Origin of the sequence: Streptomyces sp. GESEQ-4 (genome assembly GCF_017948455.1) — a bacterium.
Lineage (GTDB): Bacteria > Actinomycetota > Actinomycetes > Streptomycetales > Streptomycetaceae > Streptomyces.
In genome coordinates, this window is sequence record NZ_JAFFSU010000013.1 from 183,884 (window position 1) to 202,632 (window position 18,749).

Annotated in this window: 13 protein-coding genes; 6 read left to right on the top strand and 7 right to left on the bottom strand. The window is 71.4% G+C overall.

Annotation, left to right across the window (positions count from 1 at the left end):
* The first annotated feature begins 115 nt into the window (after positions 1-115).
* The 3 genes from KCH48_RS24915 to KCH48_RS24925 are packed head-to-tail and all read left to right on the top strand — an operon-like array spanning position 116 to position 4,412.
* On the top strand, positions 116-937 hold the full coding sequence (locus KCH48_RS24915; protein ID WP_210576939.1) for a methyltransferase domain-containing protein: 822 nt from the start codon (positions 116-118) through the stop codon (positions 935-937).
* The gene (locus tag KCH48_RS24920) at positions 934-2,733 is read left to right on the top strand and encodes a CoA transferase (RefSeq protein WP_307840937.1); all 1,800 of its coding nucleotides are present in this window, start codon (positions 934-936) and stop codon (positions 2,731-2,733) included. Before KCH48_RS24915 ends, KCH48_RS24920 begins: the two co-directional genes overlap by 4 nt.
* Positions 2,730-4,412 (top strand): class I adenylate-forming enzyme family protein, encoded by a 1,683-nt coding sequence (locus KCH48_RS24925; protein ID WP_210576940.1) that lies wholly within the window; start codon positions 2,730-2,732, stop codon positions 4,410-4,412. Before KCH48_RS24920 ends, KCH48_RS24925 begins: the two co-directional genes overlap by 4 nt.
* Positions 4,413-4,917: 505 nt before the next feature.
* Here KCH48_RS24925 and KCH48_RS24930 read toward each other — a convergent pair.
* The 5 genes from KCH48_RS24930 to KCH48_RS24950 all read right to left on the bottom strand — a co-directional run bounded on the left by KCH48_RS24930 (position 4,918) and on the right by KCH48_RS24950 (position 10,905).
* On the bottom strand, positions 4,918-5,751 hold the full coding sequence (locus KCH48_RS24930) for a PIG-L family deacetylase (protein ID WP_210576941.1): 834 nt from the start codon (positions 5,749-5,751) through the stop codon (positions 4,918-4,920).
* Positions 5,752-5,868: 117 nt separating this feature from the next.
* Positions 5,869-6,432 carry a cysteine hydrolase family protein gene (locus KCH48_RS24935; protein ID WP_210576942.1) on the bottom strand — a complete coding sequence of 188 codons (564 nt, stop codon included), beginning with the start codon at positions 6,430-6,432 and terminating at the stop codon, positions 5,869-5,871.
* Between the two features lie 81 nt (positions 6,433-6,513).
* Complete coding sequence (locus KCH48_RS24940; protein WP_210576943.1) at positions 6,514-8,199, bottom strand: ABC transporter ATP-binding protein; 1,686 nt, start codon at positions 8,197-8,199, stop codon at positions 6,514-6,516.
* Complete coding sequence (locus KCH48_RS24945; protein WP_246885805.1) at positions 8,196-9,404, bottom strand: DUF1611 domain-containing protein; 1,209 nt, start codon at positions 9,402-9,404, stop codon at positions 8,196-8,198. The genes KCH48_RS24940 and KCH48_RS24945 overlap by 4 nt, the downstream gene beginning before the upstream one ends.
* 217 nt (positions 9,405-9,621) lie before the next feature.
* Positions 9,622-10,905 carry a serine/threonine-protein kinase gene (locus tag KCH48_RS24950; protein ID WP_210576944.1) on the bottom strand — a complete coding sequence of 428 codons (1,284 nt, stop codon included), beginning with the start codon at positions 10,903-10,905 and terminating at the stop codon, positions 9,622-9,624.
* A 387-nt stretch (positions 10,906-11,292) separates the two neighbouring features.
* On the opposite strand from KCH48_RS24950, the gene KCH48_RS24955 reads away from it, so the two are divergent.
* Positions 11,293-12,996, top strand: coding sequence for a VanW family protein (locus KCH48_RS24955; protein WP_210576945.1), 1,704 nt, complete (start codon positions 11,293-11,295; stop codon positions 12,994-12,996).
* A gap of 33 nt (positions 12,997-13,029) precedes the next feature.
* On the opposite strand, the gene KCH48_RS24960 is transcribed toward KCH48_RS24955, so the two are convergent.
* Positions 13,030-13,641 carry a glyoxalase gene (locus tag KCH48_RS24960; protein WP_210576946.1) on the bottom strand — a complete coding sequence of 204 codons (612 nt, stop codon included), beginning with the start codon at positions 13,639-13,641 and terminating at the stop codon, positions 13,030-13,032.
* Positions 13,642-13,782: 141 nt separating this feature from the next.
* On the opposite strand from KCH48_RS24960, the gene KCH48_RS24965 reads away from it, so the two are divergent.
* Together KCH48_RS24965 and KCH48_RS24970 are read left to right on the top strand one after the other, a co-directional pair.
* Positions 13,783-14,385, top strand: coding sequence for a DUF998 domain-containing protein (locus KCH48_RS24965; protein WP_210576947.1), 603 nt, complete (start codon positions 13,783-13,785; stop codon positions 14,383-14,385).
* A gap of 153 nt (positions 14,386-14,538) precedes the next feature.
* The gene (locus KCH48_RS24970) at positions 14,539-17,700 is read left to right on the top strand and encodes a family 78 glycoside hydrolase catalytic domain (protein WP_307840938.1); all 3,162 of its coding nucleotides are present in this window, start codon (positions 14,539-14,541) and stop codon (positions 17,698-17,700) included.
* A 13-nt stretch (positions 17,701-17,713) separates the two neighbouring features.
* On the opposite strand, the gene KCH48_RS24975 is transcribed toward KCH48_RS24970, so the two are convergent.
* Complete coding sequence (locus tag KCH48_RS24975; RefSeq protein ID WP_210576948.1) at positions 17,714-18,730, bottom strand: LysR family transcriptional regulator; 1,017 nt, start codon at positions 18,728-18,730, stop codon at positions 17,714-17,716.
* Positions 18,731-18,749 lie beyond the last annotated feature (19 nt).

An 18,749-nucleotide genomic window follows, 5' to 3' on the forward strand; every position in this document is an offset into this window, starting at 1 on the left:
CCCGCAAGGTGCATGGCGATGGCATCGAGCCCGTCCGCCGCCGTCAGGCCCGCCCGGGCCGTACACGACGACGCCGGGCCCGACCAGGCAGCGTTCCCACGAGAGGAGCCACACCGTGTCCCAGCCCGCTCCCGCCCGGGAGGGCACCCACGCGGTCTTCGGCAACGGCACCGCGCACAGCCGCGACCAGCACCGCTGCCTGGCCGCCGCCTACGACCCGGTGACGCTGCCGCGCCTGGCCGCCGTCGGTGTCGGCCCGGGCTGGCGCTGCCTGGAGGTCGGCGCAGGCGGCGGCAGCATCGCGCGCTGGCTGGCGGGCCGGGTGGCGCCGGGCGGCTCGGTGCTCGCCACCGACCTCGACCCGCGCGACCTGGCACCCGGCCCGGGCCTGGAGGTGGCCGCCCTCGATGTGGCCCGTGACCCGCTGCCGGAGGCGGCCTACGACCTGGTGGTGGCCCGCTTGGTCCTCCAGCACGTGCCCACCCGCGACGCCGTCCTGCACAAGCTGGTACGTGCTCTCAAGCCCGGCGGCCTGCTGCAGATCGACGAGCTCGACGCCTCCTACGAGCCGCCGCTGCTGACCCCGGACGCTGAGGCGGAGGCGCTCTACGTCCGATTCCTGCGGGCCAAGACGGCCGCGATGCGCGCCGCGGGCGGCGATCCGAGCTGGGGGCGGAAAGTGCCGGCTGCCCTACGGGCCGCGGGGCTGACCGCCATCGACGTCCACCTCCACATCGACGTACGGCACGCCCAGGACCCCGGCCTCGGACTCCAGTTGAACCACACCCGCAACCTCCGGGACCGGCTGACGGAACAGGGCATGACGCAGGAGGACCTGGACCGGGTGGGACGGCTGATGCGGGACCCGGACTTCCGCGCCGCATCCAGCGTCCTGTACTCGGTGCAGGGCCGCCGGCCCGGCCGGGGGCGATCGTGACACCGCGCCTGCGCGCCGCGGCCCGGCCGGACGTCGCCGCCACGATCGCCGACCGGCTGCTGCGGCACGCCGCGCCGGGCCCGAGGGATGCGACCGGCCCAGGCCGGAACGCGGTGCGGTACAGCGTCGACTGGGCCGGTCCGGTCGACGCTGACCTGCCGGACGAGCGCGCCGTACAGGCCGCCTGCGGGCTCATGCAGGTCCACGGCCGGGCGACGGGCGGGCCGCTCCCACTGGCCGTCGACTACGCCTCGGTGGTGGCGGGGGTGCTCGCCGCCCAGGGCGCCACCGCTCTCCGGGTCGCGCGGGCCCGCGGCCTGGGCCTGTGCGAGGTGCGGACCTCGGTGGCGCAGGGTGCGCTGCTGGCGGTCGGCCAGTACCTCGCCGCCGCGACGGCCCGCGACAACTCCCGCTCGCCCGAGCCGGATTCGTCACACGCGCCGACGGGCGGTCTGGCGACCCTGGAGACGTCCGACGACGCCCGAGTAGAGGTCGAGACCCTCGACCCCCTGGCGTGGCGGGAGTTCTGGGTCCGGCTCGGCGTGGTTCCCGCGCTCGCCGGCCGTGGCTGGCTGCCGTTCCAGCAGCGGTTCGCCACCGCCGTCTGCCCGTTGCCTGACGAGTTGCGCCGGGCCGCCCGCCGCCGCACGCTGGCGGAGCTGCGGGCCGCCGCGCACCAAACCGGCGTCAGCCTCCTCACCGTAGGATCCGATCCGGCTCCCGCCGTCCGCCCGGCACCTTGGTGCCTCACTCCGGGTCCGGCACCGTTCCCCAAGGCGCGGGTGCACCCGGAGACCGCCGGGCCCGGCCCACGCCCGGCGGCCCCGGTCTCCGGTGCCGTCCTGCCGCTGACGGGTCTGCGGGTGGTGGAGTCCACCCGCAGGGTGCAGGGTCCGCTCGCCGGGCACGTCCTGCGGATGCTGGGCGCCGAGGTGGTCCGGATCGAACCGCCCGGCGGTGACCCGATGCGCTGGCTCCTTCCGCTGGCGGGAGACTGCTCGGCCCGGTTCTCGGCTCTCAACGCGGGCAAGCGGGTGGTCGAGGCCGACCTCACCACCGGGCAGGGCCGGGACACGGTCCGTGCGCTGGCCGCCGAGGCCGACGTATTCCTGCACAACTGGGCCCCCGGGAAAGCCGCGGAGCTCGGACTGGACGCGTCCGACCTGCTGCCCGGACACCCAGCCGTCGTATACGCCTGGGCGTCCGGCTTCGGGGACGCCTTCGGCGACCGGCCACCGCCCCTGGGCACCGACTACCTCGCCCAGGTGCACAGCGGCCTCGCCGCGGCGGTGCGGCCGGCGGACCAGCCCCCGGCCCCCTCCCTGATGACCCTCACCGACGTGCTCGGCGGACTGGTGTGCGCCCAGGGGGTGCTGGCCGCGCTGGCCGCTCGGGAGGCGACCGGGCGGGGCAGCCGCGTCGACTCCTCCTTGGTCTCGGCGGCCGCTCTCGTCCCCCGTCCCGCGCACCGGGTCCGCTGGACGGCGCTGGACCGGCCGCTGCGCACAGCGGACGGCCATCTGTATCTCGGTCCCGAGGCACGGGAGCACCCCGAGGCGGTGCTCCGCCTGCTGTACGGTGCCGGCCCCATGGCCGCCGAGGACCTCGCGGCCCGCTTCGCCCGCCGCACCACCGAGGAGTGGACGGCACGGCTGGCCGAGGCAGGCCTGACCGCGACCCCCGTACGCACCGACCTGACGGCTCTGGCCCGCGACCCGGCCTTCCGGGCAGCCGTGGCACCGCCCGACCCGGTCACCGGACACGCACGCCCTTACGCTCCCTGGGAGTTCGCATGACGGCCGCCCCCGCGACCCGGCACTGTACCGCCCCACCCGAGACCCGAGACGGGCAACCGGTGTGGACCTCACGCGCCGGAGTGCCCTTCCCGGATCTGGTGCCCCGCGCCCGACGACGCGCCTGGGTGACGGCGGGCCTGTGCCCGGACATCGACCTCTACGCACTGTTCACCGGCCGGGTCCGCGAACACCCGGACCGCCAGGCGCTGGTGGACGACGCCGGAGCGCTGTCCTATGCGGCGCTGGACGCCGAAGTCCGCCGGATCGCCGCCCTGTTCGCCCAGGAGGACCTGGGAGACGGCGACGTGGTCGCGCTCCTGCTGCCCAACGGACGCGACGCCGTGGCCGCGGAACTCGCCGTCTACGCGATCGGCTCGGTGGCCCTCCCGATCCCCGCGGGCGGTGACGACCGGGACGTCCGGGCGCTGCTCGCCCGCTCGCGGGCCCGGGGCGCCGTCCTCGCATCGGCGTGCCAGGCCCAGGCCGTCGCGGATCTTCCGCACCTGCGCACCGTGTTCACCTCCGGCTCGGGCGACGGACGGACGCACGGGCTGAACTCCCCGCCCACCCCGGCCCGGCATCCCTGGCGGCCACGGCAGGCCGACCCGTACGGGCCCGCCCGCATCCTGGTGTCGTCCGGTTCCGAAGCCGAGCCGAAGATGGTCGCCTACAGCCATCACGCCCTGGCCGGCGGCCGTGCGCGGTACGTCCGGAGCCTGCACCCCGACACCACGCTGCCACCCCGCCACCTGGTCCTCGTCCCGCTGGCCTCGTCCTTCGGATCTTTGGGCACACCGGTCACCCTCGCCGCCCTCGGCGGCACCCTCATCGTGCAGTCGGCCTTCGACCCGGCCGGAGCGTTGCGGACGGTCGCCGAGCATCGTCCGACCCACCTCTTCGCGGTGCCCACGATGCTCCGGCGCATCGCCGACCTGCCGGAGCGGCCGGACGAGGACACATCGTCGTTGCGTGCCGTCGTCTCCAGCGGCGCCCCTCTGCCGGCGGCCACCGCCCAGGCATGCCGTGAACGGTTCGGCCGTCCGGTGGTGACCGTGTACGGCTCGTCGGACGGCGTGAACTGCCACACGGCCGGAGAACGCCACCCGCCGGGCGACAGCGCCGGCACTCCGGACCCCGCGGTGGCCCGCATCCGGATCACCGGACCCGACGGCGCGCCGCTCACCACCGGGCGGACCGGTCAGATCGAGGCCCTGGGCCCCATGACGCCCCTGTGCTACGTCAACGCGCCCGAACTGGACGCCCGTTACCGTACTTCCGACGGCTGGGTGCGCTCGGGCGACCTCGGTCGGCTGGACGAGCGGGGAAGGCTGCACGTCCTGGGTCGGCTCAAACGCATCGCCCTGCGCGGCGGTCTCAACATCAGTCTCGCCGAGGTCGAACGCGAACTGGGCACCCATCCGGCGGTGGCCGAGGCGGTCTGCGTCCCGGTGCCCGATCCGGACCTCGGGGAACGACTGTGCGCCTGCGTCCGCCCGGCCCCGGGCACACCCGTTCCCACACTGTCCGACCTGACGACCCACTTGGAGGGTCGTGGCCTGGCCCGCCGCAAACACCCCGAACGTCTCCTGGTGGTGGACGAGATGCCCCTCGGCCCCGGCGGGAAGGTCTGCTACCGCACCCTGATGTCCCGAGCGACCGCGCGCTCAACTCGGGAATGACCTCAGGGCACTCACGAGGCTGTGCACCGAGCTCGTCTGTATGCAGGCATGTAGGGGCTGCCGTTCTTGAGCCCGCTGACCAGTGAAGCAAGGTTTACGCAAGGTTCCTGCCCACGTGCGCGCCGCACCGTAGGGACAAGGGGCCCGTGACACCGAGGGAGCACCGGCCTTCTCGATCCTGTCGGGACATGAAGGAGTGAAGATGCGCTTGCGTAAGCGTTCAGTCGTCACCGTATTCCTGGTCACAGCGGCGTGCAGCGTCCTCGGTCCGGGTGCCTTGGCCGCTCCCATGCCGTGGGACTCGCACAGGAACCCGGTTTCACATGGGGGTGTGGCTGACAGTAGTGGCCCGGATGGCTTCCATGACAGCGGCTACCACGACAACGGGCATCACGACAACTGATCGGGCCCGCAGGGTGCAGTCAACCCGGGCCTCCTCACTCAGCCTTCGTGTCGTTCCCCGGCGGTCTGTCCTGATCGGAGCAGACCGCCGGGGTCGTGACGATCAGCGCAGGCCGGCGAAGAGATCGTTCTCGGGGGTGGCCGCGCCGGTGGTGTCCTTGACGCGTACGAAGGTCTCCATGCCCATCAACTCGCCGAACCTCTCCTTGCCCATCTTGAGGAAGAAGATGTTCTCGCCCTGACTGGCGTGCGCGGCCAGCGCGTCGAACTTCTGGTCGCTGAAGGCGGTGGTGTCCACCCACGTGGAGATCTCGTCGTCGGGGAGGCCGATCTCGGCCAGCGCGGCGGCCTCGGCGGGATCCGGCTCCGGCATGTCCTCATTGAACTCGCGCATGATCTCGCCGAAGCGCCGCATCATCGAGTGGGGCATCGTCGTCCAGTACACCTTCGGTGCCAGCGCGGTCATCTCCAGCGCCGCCATCGTGATGCGGTGGGCCTGGATGTGGTCGGGGTGGCCGTAGAAGCCGTTCTCGTCGTAGGTGACGACCACATCGGGTCGGTAGTGCCGCATGAGTTCCGCGAGTCGGGCGGCGCCTTCCTGCACGGGGGTCTGCCAGAAGGATCCGGGGGCGTCGTTGGTCGGCCAGCCCATCATTCCGGAGTCGGCATAGTCCAGCATCTCCAGATCGCTGATCTTCAGGGCGTCACAGCTCGCCTTGAGTTCTTGACGGCGCATCAAGGCGACGGACGCCGGATCATGCCCGGGGTCGCCCGGCTTGACACCTCCCGGTCCGTCACCGCAACCGCCGTCGGTACAGGTCACGAGGACGGTGCGGATGCCTTCCGCCGCATACCTTGCGAGGACCCCTCCGGTTCCGGTGGCCTCGTCGTCGGGGTGGGCGTGTACTGCCATGAGCGTCAAGGGCCGGTCAGCCATGAAACAGTCCTCCTGCAGAAATAGGTCTTGGTAAATGAGTCTTCGTCGAGGCAACCTGCGGGCCCGCCCGGCTGTTCCCGGCGCGGTCGAGGCGATACCGCCCGTTGCGGCCTCTCGCTAGTGCGGTGCGACGGCTTTGAGCCAGTCCTCGACGGTGAGGACATCTGCCCACTGCGGGAACAGCTTTTCGGTGAGCATCGTGTGCACCTCGGGGTCGGTGTCGAGGCAGGCATCCGCCAGGACGGTGAGGCCGAAGTCCAGGTCGATGGCGTGCCACAGGGTGGACAGCACTACGGCGCTGGTGGCGATGCCGGTGAGAACAAGGCTGTCGATGTCGTGAGCCCTGAGCACCAGGTCGAGGTCGCTGCCCGAGAACGCGCTCCCTCGCCTCTTGGTCACCACGACGTCGCCCTGCTGGGGCGTGATGTCGGGATGGATCTCGGTGCCAGGGGCACCCTCGGTGAACAGGCCGGCCCGCACGGCGTTGGTCATCACCTTGTTGCGAGGGCTGACTTCCGGATCGCCCGGCCGTAATCCGATCACGACGTAGATCACGGGGATGCCGGCAGCCCGGGCGCCGTCGATCGCCCTGCGCAGGCGCCGTAGATATCCGGAACCGTCGTCGGCGATGGCCACGACGTCCCGTTGGACGTCCATCACCAGAAGCGCGCTGTTCGCCATGCTCGCCGGCCCTTCTCCGTTGGGAAACGTTGGCGGGGAGTCCTCGGTCATGCCACTACTGACTCCGCAGCTCACAAGAAGTCATCGGTGGAGCCACACGGGCGGCTCATGGACCGTGAGCCTGCCGTCGTCGATGCGCCAGAGGGCGTCCGCGCGGGCGGCGAGTTCGGGTTCGTCGGTGACGTAGATGACGGTGCCCGGGTATCGGTCGAGCAGGCGTTCCAGCAGGTCGGAACCGAGCGCCTTGTGCGGCTTGGCCTCGTCCAGCAGCAGGATGCGGGGGCCGCTGCGCAGGGCCCGTACCATCGCCACCTGGTAGCGCGCGGTCGTGGAAAGGCCGTGTCCGCCTTCACCCACGCGGGTGCGCAGGCCGTCGGGGAGCAACTCGGCGAGGGCCTCGATGTGGTCCTCGTCCGGCTCCGTGGCCGCGTCGGGTGATGCGCCGTGCCGCAGGTTCTTGCCCACGCTGCCGCGGAGCAACGGGAGTTCGGGGCTGGTCAGCCTGATCATCCGCCGTACGGATTCGGGATCGTGCCGGGCGAGGTCCTGGCCGTCGAGGAGTACCGTCCCGGCGTCCGGCTCCTGCAGTCGCGCGATGAGGCGAAGCAGCAGCGACTTTCCCGCGCCCGGAGGGCCCTGCAGTACGATCCGCTGCCCCGGCGTCGCGACGGCCGACGCGTCCAGGACGCCGTACACGCGCAGCCCTACGAGTTCCAGGCGCCCGGGCCCTTCCGCGAGCGGCTCGGCCTGGCGGCGCCTGCGCAGTGGCGCCGGTGCCGCGAGGACCTCGGCTATGCGACGGCGTGCGACGCGCGACTGCTGCCAGTGCTCCTGCACACGGACCAGCGAGGCCAGGGGCCCGCCGAGGAAGTTCGCCACCGTCAGCAGCGAGGCGAGGACCTCCCAGCTGGTGCCCGTGACCAGGCCCGCGGTGACCACGATCAGCAGGATCCCGATGCCGCACGCCTCGGCCGTCGCCGACATCACTCCGGTGAGCCGGGCCTGGCGCACCATGGCGCGACCGTACTCACGGCTGCGCCGCCGCATCACCCGGCGTTCCTGCTCGATCCGTCCGAGGGACTGTATGACGGCCGTGTGCGTGACGCGTTCGTTCACGAAGGCGGCGAGCCGGCCGTTGTGCCGTCTGGTCTCGCGTACGCGTTCGTTGAGCCGCCGCCCGAACAGCGCGACCGTGGCCCCGGAGAGGAGGATCACCGCCGCCGAGAGCGCGCCGATCGTCGGCGCGATGACGGCCAGGGCGACGAGCGCGCACGCCAGGAACACCCCGTCCACCAGCAGCGGTGCCACGCCCTTGCTGATCCACAGCCGGAGGGCGGACGCGTCGCCGGTGAACCGGAGCACGGTGACGCCGACCGTGCGCCGGTCCGGGCCCCATGCCTCGCTTCCGGCGACGTGGTCGAAGAGGCGCATTCTGACGCTGTGTACGTAGCTCTGGGCCAGCCGTTCCGCGAGCGGTTCGCCTGCCGCCCTGAGGAGTACGGTCGCGCAGGCCGAGGTGAGGAGTCCGGCGGCGAGTGTGCCGGGCGCGTAACCGGCGACGTGGGTGTAGATGGCGCTGCGGTCTTGGCCGGACGCGATCTGCCCGCCGTGCGTGATGCGGTAGGCCGCGCCATGCACCAGGAGGGCGAAGGCGACCACGCAGACCGCCTGCCCGAATCCCGCGAGGACCAAGAGGAGCATCAGCCGGCGCCGTACACCGCCGAGCGTGTGCGGCATCCGGACGCGCTGCCGGCCCGCCGTGGTCAAGCCACTGATTCGGCCGTCAGAGGGCCGCTGCGGTCCGCCAGCCGACTGTGGTCCTGCGACAGTGCGGTGCAGTCCGTGTAGTCCGTGCGGTCCGTCAGCCGGGTGCCGTCCTCCTGCTGGCCGCTCTCGTCCCTGACGGGGCTCCCGCCCGCGACGGCGCCCGCGAGGATCTGGCCGGCGACGGAGGGATCGGACAGGGCAGCCGGTTCGAACACGGGGATGTCCACGCCGGCCACCGCTTCGGCCATGGCCAGCGGAGAGGCCGTCAGTACCCCGCTCAGGGCCATGACGGGAAGCCCCTCCTCATGCAGCAGCCGCACCCCCGCGACCGCGCTGACCGAGTCACCGGCCGCGAACACGATGCCGTCCACGTCGGCGCGGAATTCCGGCGTGCGCATCAGCGCCGCCGTCTCCCGCTGCAGGATCCCGTCCGCGACTTCCAGCACTATGGCATCCGCCTGGTGGCTCGTCAGATCCGTGATCGCGCTGCGCAGAATGCGGATCACCTGCGGCATCGGCAGCTGGTACGTGGTGGGGAAACCCAGGTCGGTGAAGTCGATGACCCGCGACGCGCCCGCGTCGGCCATCAGCGTCGGGTCCCCGGGCGCACCGGTGCCGGTCACCTTTGCCGCGCCGACCCGGCGGCCGGCCAGGCTGAGGCCGCGTATGAGGGCGGCGGCCACGGTCGTCTTGCCCGCGTTCATCGAGGTGCCGAGTACGGCGATGGTGCGTGGGCGCGGTGCGAGGGCCGGCACGACGGGCCGGGCCAGGCGGGCGAGGTTGATGACCGCGCCGTGCTCGTCGGTAACCAGACCAAGGGGCTGCAGCCGGGTGGGAGGGTTCATTCTGGAGTGGGAGGAGACGACCCGCCCGGCTATGCCGCCTCCGGCGGCCAGGTCACAGGGGCCGAGGTCGCCCGGCACTTCTGCCTCGAATTGGTCAGGGGCGTAGCGTGCGCCATAGGCGACCACTATCGTGTCGCCGACGAACAGCCGATTACGCTTTCCGTGTGCTTGCCCGAGGGATTTGTGCTGGCCGATTTCGGTCACCCGGCACAGCACCAGGTCGCCTGCCTGCGGACGGGCGTCCTGCCTGCTCAGCCCCAGTGTGCCGGTGGGTCCGTGGCCCAGCTCGACAAGGCGGCGGGCCGTATAGGAAACTTTCGCCGCCGCATTGCCGGAAGCATTGAACCGCGCACTCTGCATGGATTTCTCCTTATCCGCACGAGCTGAAAATCGCCCCGTGGAGCACCTTAGGGATTCTTCATCACTCAAATCCGCGGCGACCAAAAGAGAAACTTAGGGGAGATCACCCGGGAGGGCGGGGTCTCAATATGCCCAGCGGCGATCGTCGTCGGCAACATGCCGACAGCCATTCGTGGCCGTACCACCCGTACCACCCGTGCCGCCGATCGGGCCGCCGTCAGTCGTCCTCGTCCCCCTCCTCGTCCTGACGCCCGTCGTGCCGCTTCTCCCGCTCCGGCTTCTCCTCGTCACGCTGTTCCCGGCTGCCGCTCGGCTCCGCCGTCGGGCTCGGGGCGGCGCTGGAGGCCGGGCTCGATGCCAGGGGAGAGGCGGAGGCGGGAGCGCTGGTACGGGGCGACGGCTCGGAGTCCGTGCCCTTCGCCGCGGTGTTGTCGGGGGCGAACCACAGCACGCCGAGGAGCATCGCGGCCACGAAGAGCACGGCGGCGGCTGCCGTGGCCGCCACGCGCGGCCGGCGGGCGAGGCGGGTGAGGAGCGCCGGCCGTTCCGGACGGCGTGCCCGGGACCGGCCGGCGGCGGCGCTGCCTGAGACGGAGGGCAGTGCGTACGTGGTCGGGGTGCTGGTCTCGCCCAGTTGCCGTGACCTCGGCCGGGCGGTCGGTGTCGCGTCGGGGAGCGGTTCGGGGCGTCCGAGCCAGGCGCCGTCGGCGAACCATTCCGCGGCCTGCTGGGCGGTGGGCCGGTGCTCCGGGGCCTTGGCGAGCAGGCCGAGGAGGTAGTTCTCGAAGGCGGGCGGGAGACTGGGGATGCCCAGTTCGCGCGGTGGGACGGGGGCGGCGTCCAGGTGTTGGTGCAGGATGGCGATGGCGCTGTCGGCCTGGAACGGCGGGCGGCCGGTGAGGAGTTGGTAGAGCACACAGCCCAGCGCGTAGACGTCGGAAGCCGGGCCCGCCGGCTGTCCGAGGGCGCGCTCGGGGGCGAGATAGAGACTCGTGCCGACGATCTGCCCGGTGGCCGTCAGCGCGGCGCCGGGGTCGTCGAGGAAGCGGGCGATGCCGAAGTCGCCGATCTTGAGGGTGCCGTCGGCATCCAGGAGCAGGTTGCCGGGCTTGATGTCCCGGTGGACGATGCCCTGCCGGTGCGCGGCGGCGAGCCCGGCGGCGGCCTGCGCGGCGATCGAGGCCACGCGGTCGGCGGGCAGCGCCCCGGACCGGGCCAGTGCCTGGGCGAGGCTGGCGCCCTCGACGAGTTCCATCACCAGGAAGAGCCGGTTGTCGTACTCGCCGAAATCCAGGACGCCGACCACGTTCCGGTGGTCGATCCGGGCCGCGGTCTGCGCCTCCAGCCGGAAACGGGAGGTGGCGGTGGGGTCGGCGTCCTGGGGCAGCAGGAGCTTGACGGCCACCTGCCGGGCGAGGGTCTCGTCGTACGCCCGCCAGACCTCCCCCATGCCACCGCGTCCGATCGACTCGCTCAGCCGGTAGCGGCCCGCCATCAGCACCTGTTGTCATCCTTTTGCCGTGAGACGTCGTGGTCGCCGCAGGCCGTAACTCACCACGTGGGAACGGGTGTTGGTGGGGGGTGCCGCAGCCGCCTCAGCATACCGGCGGCTCGGACACGGCCTGTTCTTCGTGCCGCCGGTCCCGTCCGGGCCGGATCGATCCCGGGCTCCGAGGCCGACTCGATCTCCGTACGCGCGGATTGAACCAGCACGGCCGGCCGACCGTGAGACCACACGTGGCGGCGGCACGGTGCGGCTGCTCCGGAACCTCGCGTGACGTGGGACATATACGTTTTCGGTCGGATTGTGGCTACCTTGGGACGCTTGCCCTGTGCGCAGTGCCGCGTCCTCCGGTGCACCGTCCCCCATCCATCGTCCAGGAGACCCATGCGCCCCCGAATACCCTCCGTTCCACCCCTCGCCCTGGCCGGCGGCGCTCTGACCGTCGGTGTGGGCGGCCTCTATCTCGCCGGGCTGCTGCTCGCGGGCGGGGACATCGACGCCGGTACGACGGTGCGCGGTGTGGACATCGGGGGCCTGACCCGCGAGGAGGCCAGCCAGAAGCTGAAGGAGCGCCTGGGGGAGGCCGCGTCGCAGGACCTGGCCGTGACGGTCGGTGACCGCAGGGGCACGGTCGATCCGCAGGGGGCCGGAATCACCTTCGACATCCAGGAGACCGTCGACCGGGCGACGCGCACCGGTGATGCCGATCCGTTCAGCGTGATCGGCGGTCTCTTCCGCTCCGGCGGTGCCGTCGAGCCCGTCGTACGGGTCGACGAGGACAAGGCCCACTCCGCGCTCGGAAAGCTGGCGAAGTCCCTCGACCAAAAGGGCCGGAACGGTGCCGTCACCTTCGCGGACGGCCAGGTCCGGCAGGTCGCCGCGCGGGGCGGTCACGCGCTGGAGGTGGACGCCGCGGTCGACCCCCTGCGCACCGCCTTCCTGCGCGGCGAGGCCGGCGCCACCACCGCGCTGCCCACCCGCGAGACGAAGCCGCAGGTCACGGCGGAGGAGGTGCGGCGGGCGGTGCGCGAGTTCGCGCGGCCGGCCATGTCGGCGCCCGTCACGCTCACCGCGGGCGACAAGCGGTTCACGATCGACCCATCCGTCCTGGGCGCACACCTGACGATGTGGCCTGACAAGACCGGCAGCCTGACCCCGAAGCTGGACGGCAAGGGCCTGCGCGCCGCCCCCGCGGTGGCCCGGTCCCTCGCCGACCTGCCCGCCGAGGCCGAGAACGCCGTGCTGCGCCTCGACGGCGACAAGGTCGCGGTGGCCGAGGACGCCCGCCCCGGCCAGGAGGTCACCGACAAGGCGCTGAGCAAGGCCGTACTGCCGCTGCTCACCAAGTCGGGCACCGCACGGACCGGCAAGGTGGCCACGCGGGAGACCCAGCCGCAGGTGACCCGCGAGAACGCCGCACGGCTGGGGCTGACGGAGAAGATGTCCTCCTTCACCGTCAACTTCGAACCGGCGCCTTACCGCACGAAGAACATCGGCCGGGCCGTGGAACTGATCAACGGCTCCGTCGTCATGCCGGACGAGACCTGGAGCTTCAACCGGACCGTCGGCGAGCGCACCGAGGCCAACGGCTTCGTCGAGGGCGTCATGATCCTCGACGACCAGTTCACCAAGGCGCCCGGCGGCGGGGTCTCCGCCGTGGCCACGACCATGTTCAACGCGATGTTCTTCGCCGGGGTCGACCCCGTGGAGTACGGCGCCCACTCCTTCTACATAGAGCGCTACCCGGAGGGCCGCGAGGCCACGGTCGCCTGGGGCAGCCTGGACCTGAGGTTCGCCAACGACTCCGGCAACGCCATCTACATCCAGGCCGAGTCCACCGACACCTCGGTGACCGTCACCTTCCTCGGCACCAAGAAGTACGACGAGATCGAGTCGGTCACGGGTCCGCGTACGAAGGTGAAGCAGCCGGAGAAGAAGGTCAGCACCGACAAGGAGTGCGTGCCGCAGACTCCGCTGGAGGGCTTCGACGTCACCGTGGAGCGGGTCTTCCGCGACGGTGGTGAAGAGGTGAAGCGGGAGCCGTTCCGCACCCACTACACGCCGCGCAACGAGATCATCTGCGAGTAGGGCGGCGGGTCGGCCTCCAGCCCCTTCGGAACCTCACACCGCCGGCTCCCACACGAACCCGTCCGGGTCGGTGAAGGTCCCGGCGTCGCCGCCGATCGTGAGCCGGTGGGACCCGCTGCCCTCCGGCGGGACTCCGGCGACCTTGACCAGGCCGCGACGTCCGTACAGCGACAGTTTGACGGGACTCGACGAGGCGTCGAACTCGACGTACTTGCTGCCGAAGCTCTTCGCGACCTTGAAGCCGCGGTCGACGTAGAACCGCTTGGTCGCGGCCATGTCCGAGACGCCGAGGAGGAGAACGATCTCATCGATCTCCCGGCTGTCCGGTCCGGTGTCCTTCTTCGACGAGCTCGCGAGCTGCCAGATCGTCCCGTCGGGGGCCCGTACGACACCGCCGTAGCCCCAGAACGACTTCTTGGCGGGCTTCAGCTCGGTGGCGCCGGCGGCCAGGGCGGCGCCGAACAGGCCGTTGACGATCGACGGCTGGGAGACCACGAGCGACACTGTGAACCCGCGGAAGCCGGACGTCGGCTCCTCCGAGGCCCGCACACGTACCTGTTTGCCCAGGCCGAAGGCATCGGCGTAGAAGCGCTCGGCGGCCGTGGGGTCGGCCACCTCGAGGGTGACGCAATCGATGGAGGTCATGGCACTCACGCTAGGCGCGGCTCAGTGCCCGGCGCTTCTCGAATCCTGACCGGCCGACGCAGCCCCTGGCGCAGGAGACCGCCGCCGTCGTCGTCTGCGTGTATGCGACGGGGGAAGAATGAGGCGTTTTACGGTGCTCTGATGCGACTTGTGCCGTGGTGGACCCTCCTTTCATCGGCGTGCGCGCCTCTCGTGCTGATCGGCGGCTGGTCGGTCGCGGCGCTGATCGAGGGGCCCGCCTATGACCCCGCCACCCAGACGATCAGTGTGCTGGCGGCCTACGGGGCGTCGGGGTACTGGGTGATGACCCCGGCCCTGTTCGTGCTGGGCGTCTGCCATCTGCTCACCGCCTGGGGTCTGCGGCCGGCCGCGTTCGCCGGGCGGGTGGCGCTGGGCGGGGGCGGATTCGTGGCGTTGGTGGTGGCGCTGGTGCCGCCGCCGAGCAGCGGGGGTTCGCTGCGGCACGGTTCGGTCGCCGCGGTCGGCTTCATGCTCCTGGCGGTGTGGCCGGTGCTGGCCGCCGTGCGCGGCGCGTCCGCACCCTGGGCCCTGCGGCCGGGGCCCTCCCTCGCGGCGAGCGCGCTGATGGGTCTCGCCGCACTCTGGTTTCTCATCGAGATGCAGCAGGACGAGGGTGCCATCGGGGCCGCCGAGCGTCTGGTGACGGCGATGCAGGCCCTGTGGCCCTTCGTGGTCGTCGCGTCCTGCGTACGGCGCCCCTACGGCGACCGGTCGAGGGGCTGACATTCCGGTTTTGAAAAGTTTCAAAAGCCGTTCAATTTTCGCTGCGACTTCTTCGGTCGAATCCATGGACAGCCATCCCAGACGCCACTAGGTTCCCGGCCGATCGCAGTGAATCGATACAACCCGTGAGTCGAAAGCCGAAGGGATGACGGCGTGGACAACGGCGTGGACAACGGAATCGACAGCGAACGGAACGGGGTGCCCCGCAGAACCGTGCTCGCCGTGAGCGTGGGTACGGCGGTCGCGGCGGCGGTGACGACGGGGGGAGGTGCGGCGTATGCCGCGCCGTCCGCCGCAGGGGAGACCTCCGTCTCCGCCCTGGCCGGGAAGCACCTGACCGTGGAGCACCTGACCGTGGAGCACCGGACGGACCCTCTGGGCGTGGACGAACCCACCCCCCGCTTCGGCTGGCACCTGCGCTCGCCGGTCCGGGGCCGGCGCCAGACGGCGTACCAGATCCTGGTCGGGACCAGGCCCGGACGCACGGACGTGTGGAACAGCGGCCGTGTTGACTCGGCGGACTCCGTGGCCGTGCGGTACGCGGGCCCCGAACTCCGGCCCTCCACCCGCTACTTCTGGACCGTCCGGGTCTGGGACGAGCACGGCCGCAAGGTCTCCGGCCCCACCGCCGCCTTCGAAACCGGTCTCCTCAGCACGGACGGCGTGACCGGCTGGAACGGCGCCCAGTGGATCAGCATGGCGGACAAGCGTCCGAACACCGCCGGAGCGCCGCTGCTCCGCCATGAAACCGCCCTCCGCAAGGCCCGCGTCGCACAGGCCCGCCTCTACATCTCGGCTCTCGGCGTCTACGAGGCCCACCTCAACGGCCGCCGCGTCTCCGTCCCGCAGGACGGCGGGCGCACGTACGAGCTGCTCACGCCGGGCTGGACCAACTACGACACCAGCGTCAACTACATGACGTACGACGTGACCGACCTGCTCGCGGGCGGGCGGCGCGTCACGCTCGCCGCGGTCCTCGGCAACGGCTGGTACAACTCGCGCGTCAGCGAAGCGGTCGACGGCGCGCCCGCGAGCAAGTACTACAGCAAGGACGGCAATCCGCTCGCCCTGAAGGCGAAGCTGCTGATCCGGTACACCGACGGCACGACCCAGACGGTGGTCACCGCGCCCGGCACCGGCTGGAAGGCCACCGACACCGGCCCGTACCGCGCGGACGACATCTACGACGGGCAGACCTACGACGCCCGCAGGGAACTGGACGGCTGGACGGCGAACGGTTTCGACGACAGCACCTGGGCGGACGTCGACGTACACGGTTTCGCCGCGAAGTTCCCCGACTCGAAGCTGATCGCCTACCCCGGCGAGACGGCGCGCCTGATGCCGCAGTGGGACCGCCGGCCGCAGTCGGTGACCGTCTACGACAAGGTCACCGGCGCCTCCGACAGCCCCAACGGCAAGGGCCGTATCGTCGTCGACCCGGACCGCTCGACCACCGACCCGGCCGAGGCCGCGCGCGCCCGGGTCACCCTCGGCACCGGGGACACCGCCGTCTTCGACCTGGGCCAGAACCTGGTCGGCGTCCCCCGCTACACCCTCGAGGGCCCGGCCGGCGCCGAAGTCGTGTTCCGTTTCGGCGAGATGCTCAACGACGACAGCGCGGGCGCCGACGGTCCCGAGGGCTCGGTCTATCTGGCCAACCTGCGCTCCGCCAAGGCGACCAGCACCTACGTCCTGAAGGGCGCCGAGGCCGGCGAGACCCACGAGGACTCGCTCACCTTCTACGGCTTCCGCTACGTCCAGGTGCGCGTCGCCACCCCCGGCACCACCGTCACCGTCTCCGGCGTCACCGGCAAGGTCGCCACCTCCGCCGTCCGCGACACCGGCACCGTCACCACCGACAACGACCTCGTCAACCAGCTGTTCAGCAACGTCCGTTGGGGCCAGCGCGGCAACTACCTCTGGGTCCCCACCGACTGCCCGCAGCGCGACGAGCGCCAGGGCTGGACCGGCGACACCCAGGTGTTCTGCAACACCGCCCTCTACAACGGCGACGCGGTGAACTTCCTCAGCCACTTCCAGGACACCCTCATCGCCTCGCAGACCGCCTACGGCCTCGACGGCGCCCAGTTCCCCTGTATCGCCCCCGGCTCCCGGTACGCCTTCCCGGCCCCCGCGAGCGGCTGGGCCGACGCGGGTGTCATCGTGCCGTGGACCGTCTGGCAGATGTCCGGCGACACCACGGTGATCGACCGCAGCTGGGCGGCCATGACCAAGTACGTCGACTGGATCCGCGCCAAGTCCGGTGACGCGTACGCCGGTCAGGGCGCGATCTTCGGCGACTGGCTGTCGTTCCAGAACACCAGCGCCCAGCTGATGAGCGACGCCTACTTCGCGTACTCCACCCGGCTGCTGGCGGACATGGGTCGCGCCACCGGCCGTACGGCCGAAGCGTCCGCCTACGACGAGCTGTCTGCGCGGATCAAGAAGGCGTTCACCGCGAAGTATCTCGCCACCGACGCCTCCGGCAGGCTCGTGCTCCGCTCCAGCCTCGGCAAGCCGCAGGACTGGGGCGAACCGGCCCCGGCGGAGGACAACTCCCAGACCGCGCTGGTGTGGGCGCTCAAGCTCGGCCTGTACGACACGGACGTGCAGCGCCGCGAACTGGTGGCCCTGCTCGCCGAGAACATCGGCAACTCGGAGGAGTACAAGCAGGCCCACCCGGACAGCGCCCGGGTGGACTACGCCGAGAACACGCTGTCCGTGGGTTTCCTGGGCGTCAACGTCCTCGCCCCCGTGCTCACCGCCGCGGGCCGCGCGGACCTGGCGTACGCACTGCTCCACCAGGACGCCATGCCGTCCTGGCTGTACTCGGTGAAGAACGGCGCCACCACCGTGTGGGAGCGCTGGAACTCCTACTCCGAGGAGGACGGCTTCGGCCCGGTCGAGATGAACTCGTTCAACCACTACGCCTACGGCGCCATCGCGGAGTGGATGTACGAGGACATGGCCGGCATCGCCAAGGACCCGGCCCACCCCGGCTTCCGCCACTTCTTCCTGCGGCCGCACATCGACCCCACCGGGAAGGTCACGCGAGTGGCGGGCTCTTACGTCTCCCCGTACGGCGAGATCGTCAGCGAGTGGACCGTCACGGGGACGACGTTCACCCACCGCTGCGTGGTCCCGCCCAACACGACGGCGACCTTGCGCGTCCCGACGGCCGATCCGGAGTCGGTGCGGGAGGGACGGACACCGCTGGCTCGTGTGCCCGGGGTGAAGTACCTGGGTTACGTGGACGGGGCGGCCGACTACCGGATTCCGTCCGGCGGTTACCGGGTGACCAGCGCGCTGCGGTGACGCCGGACGGGAGTCACCACGTGGGCCCCAGCGCCAGCAACCGCTCCCGTACCCGTACGACGTCCGGATTCTCCGGTGTCCCCGGGCGCTGGACGAGATAGCCGGTGTTGATCGGCGGATCGTCCGTCTCGTGCAGCAGGACCAGTGCGCCGTCGGCGAGTTCGGCGGTGCAGAGGTAGCGGGGCAGGACCGTGAAGCCCGCGCCCGCCGTGACCGCCGCCAGGACACCGCGCAGGTCGGGCATGGTCACGGCGGCACGGCAGTTGAGGCGCTGCTCGAAGACGTGACGCCAGTAGCGGCGGACGATGGGCAGGTCCTCCGCGTACGTGATCAGCGGGACAGTGTGCAGGACGCCGGGTCCCTCCCTGGTGAGGCGGCCGGCGAGATGCTCGGCCCACCTCGGCGCGGCGACGAGGACGAACTCCTCGTCCAGCAGCGGCATCGCGGCCAGCGTCCGGCCCCGCGGGCGCGTGGTCGCGATGACCAGGTCGTGGCGGCCGGACCGCAGTTCGTCGAGGAGCGGGTCGGTCAGGCCCGGCGTGATCCGCAGCTGCACGCCGTCCGCGACGAGCGGCGCCAGCGCGGGCAGCACCCGGACGCAGAGGAGTTCGGCGGGACCGGCCAGATGGACCGGAGCGGTGGCCGGCGTCTGAGCCGGGTCGTGTCCGGCGGCGGCCAGGAGCGCGTCGAGCGGGCCCGCGATACGGGTCGCCAGGTCATGGGCGTACGGCGTCGGCGTGACCCCGCGCGGCAGCCGGGCGAACAGCTCGCGCCGCGACTGCCGTTCCAGGGCCCTGACCTGCGTGGTCACCGTGGGCTGCGAAATACCGAGCAGCTGGGCGGCGGCGGTGAAGGAGCCGGAGCGGTAGACGGCGAGGAAGGTGCGGACGAGGTTCAGGTCCAGGGGCGGGGGCGGGGAGTGCGGCGCGGGGGAGTGCGGCGCCCCGTCCGGGCCCCGGGGTTCGCGGGACCCATAGGCCCCATGGGTCTCATGGGACTCATGGGAGCCATTGGAATCCTGATGCCTCATGGCGATGAGCCTAGCTCTC

Coding starts and splice junctions, on each gene's coding strand:
- KCH48_RS24925 (WP_210576940.1), top strand. CDS start 2,730: ATGACGGCCGCCCCCGCGACCCGGCACTGTACCGCCCCACCCGAGACC.
- KCH48_RS24935 (WP_210576942.1), bottom strand. CDS start 6,432: ATGGCGAACAGCGCGCTTCTGGTGATGGACGTCCAACGGGACGTCGTG.
- KCH48_RS24975 (WP_210576948.1), bottom strand. CDS start 18,730: ATGAGGCATCAGGATTCCAATGGCTCCCATGAGTCCCATGAGACCCAT.
- KCH48_RS24965 (WP_210576947.1), top strand. CDS start 13,783: ATGCGACTTGTGCCGTGGTGGACCCTCCTTTCATCGGCGTGCGCGCCT.
- KCH48_RS24930 (WP_210576941.1), bottom strand. CDS start 5,751: ATGGCTGACCGGCCCTTGACGCTCATGGCAGTACACGCCCACCCCGAC.
- KCH48_RS24955 (WP_210576945.1), top strand. CDS start 11,293: ATGCGCCCCCGAATACCCTCCGTTCCACCCCTCGCCCTGGCCGGCGGC.
- KCH48_RS24960 (WP_210576946.1), bottom strand. CDS start 13,641: ATGACCTCCATCGATTGCGTCACCCTCGAGGTGGCCGACCCCACGGCC.
- KCH48_RS24945 (WP_246885805.1), bottom strand. CDS start 9,404: ATGCAGAGTGCGCGGTTCAATGCTTCCGGCAATGCGGCGGCGAAAGTT.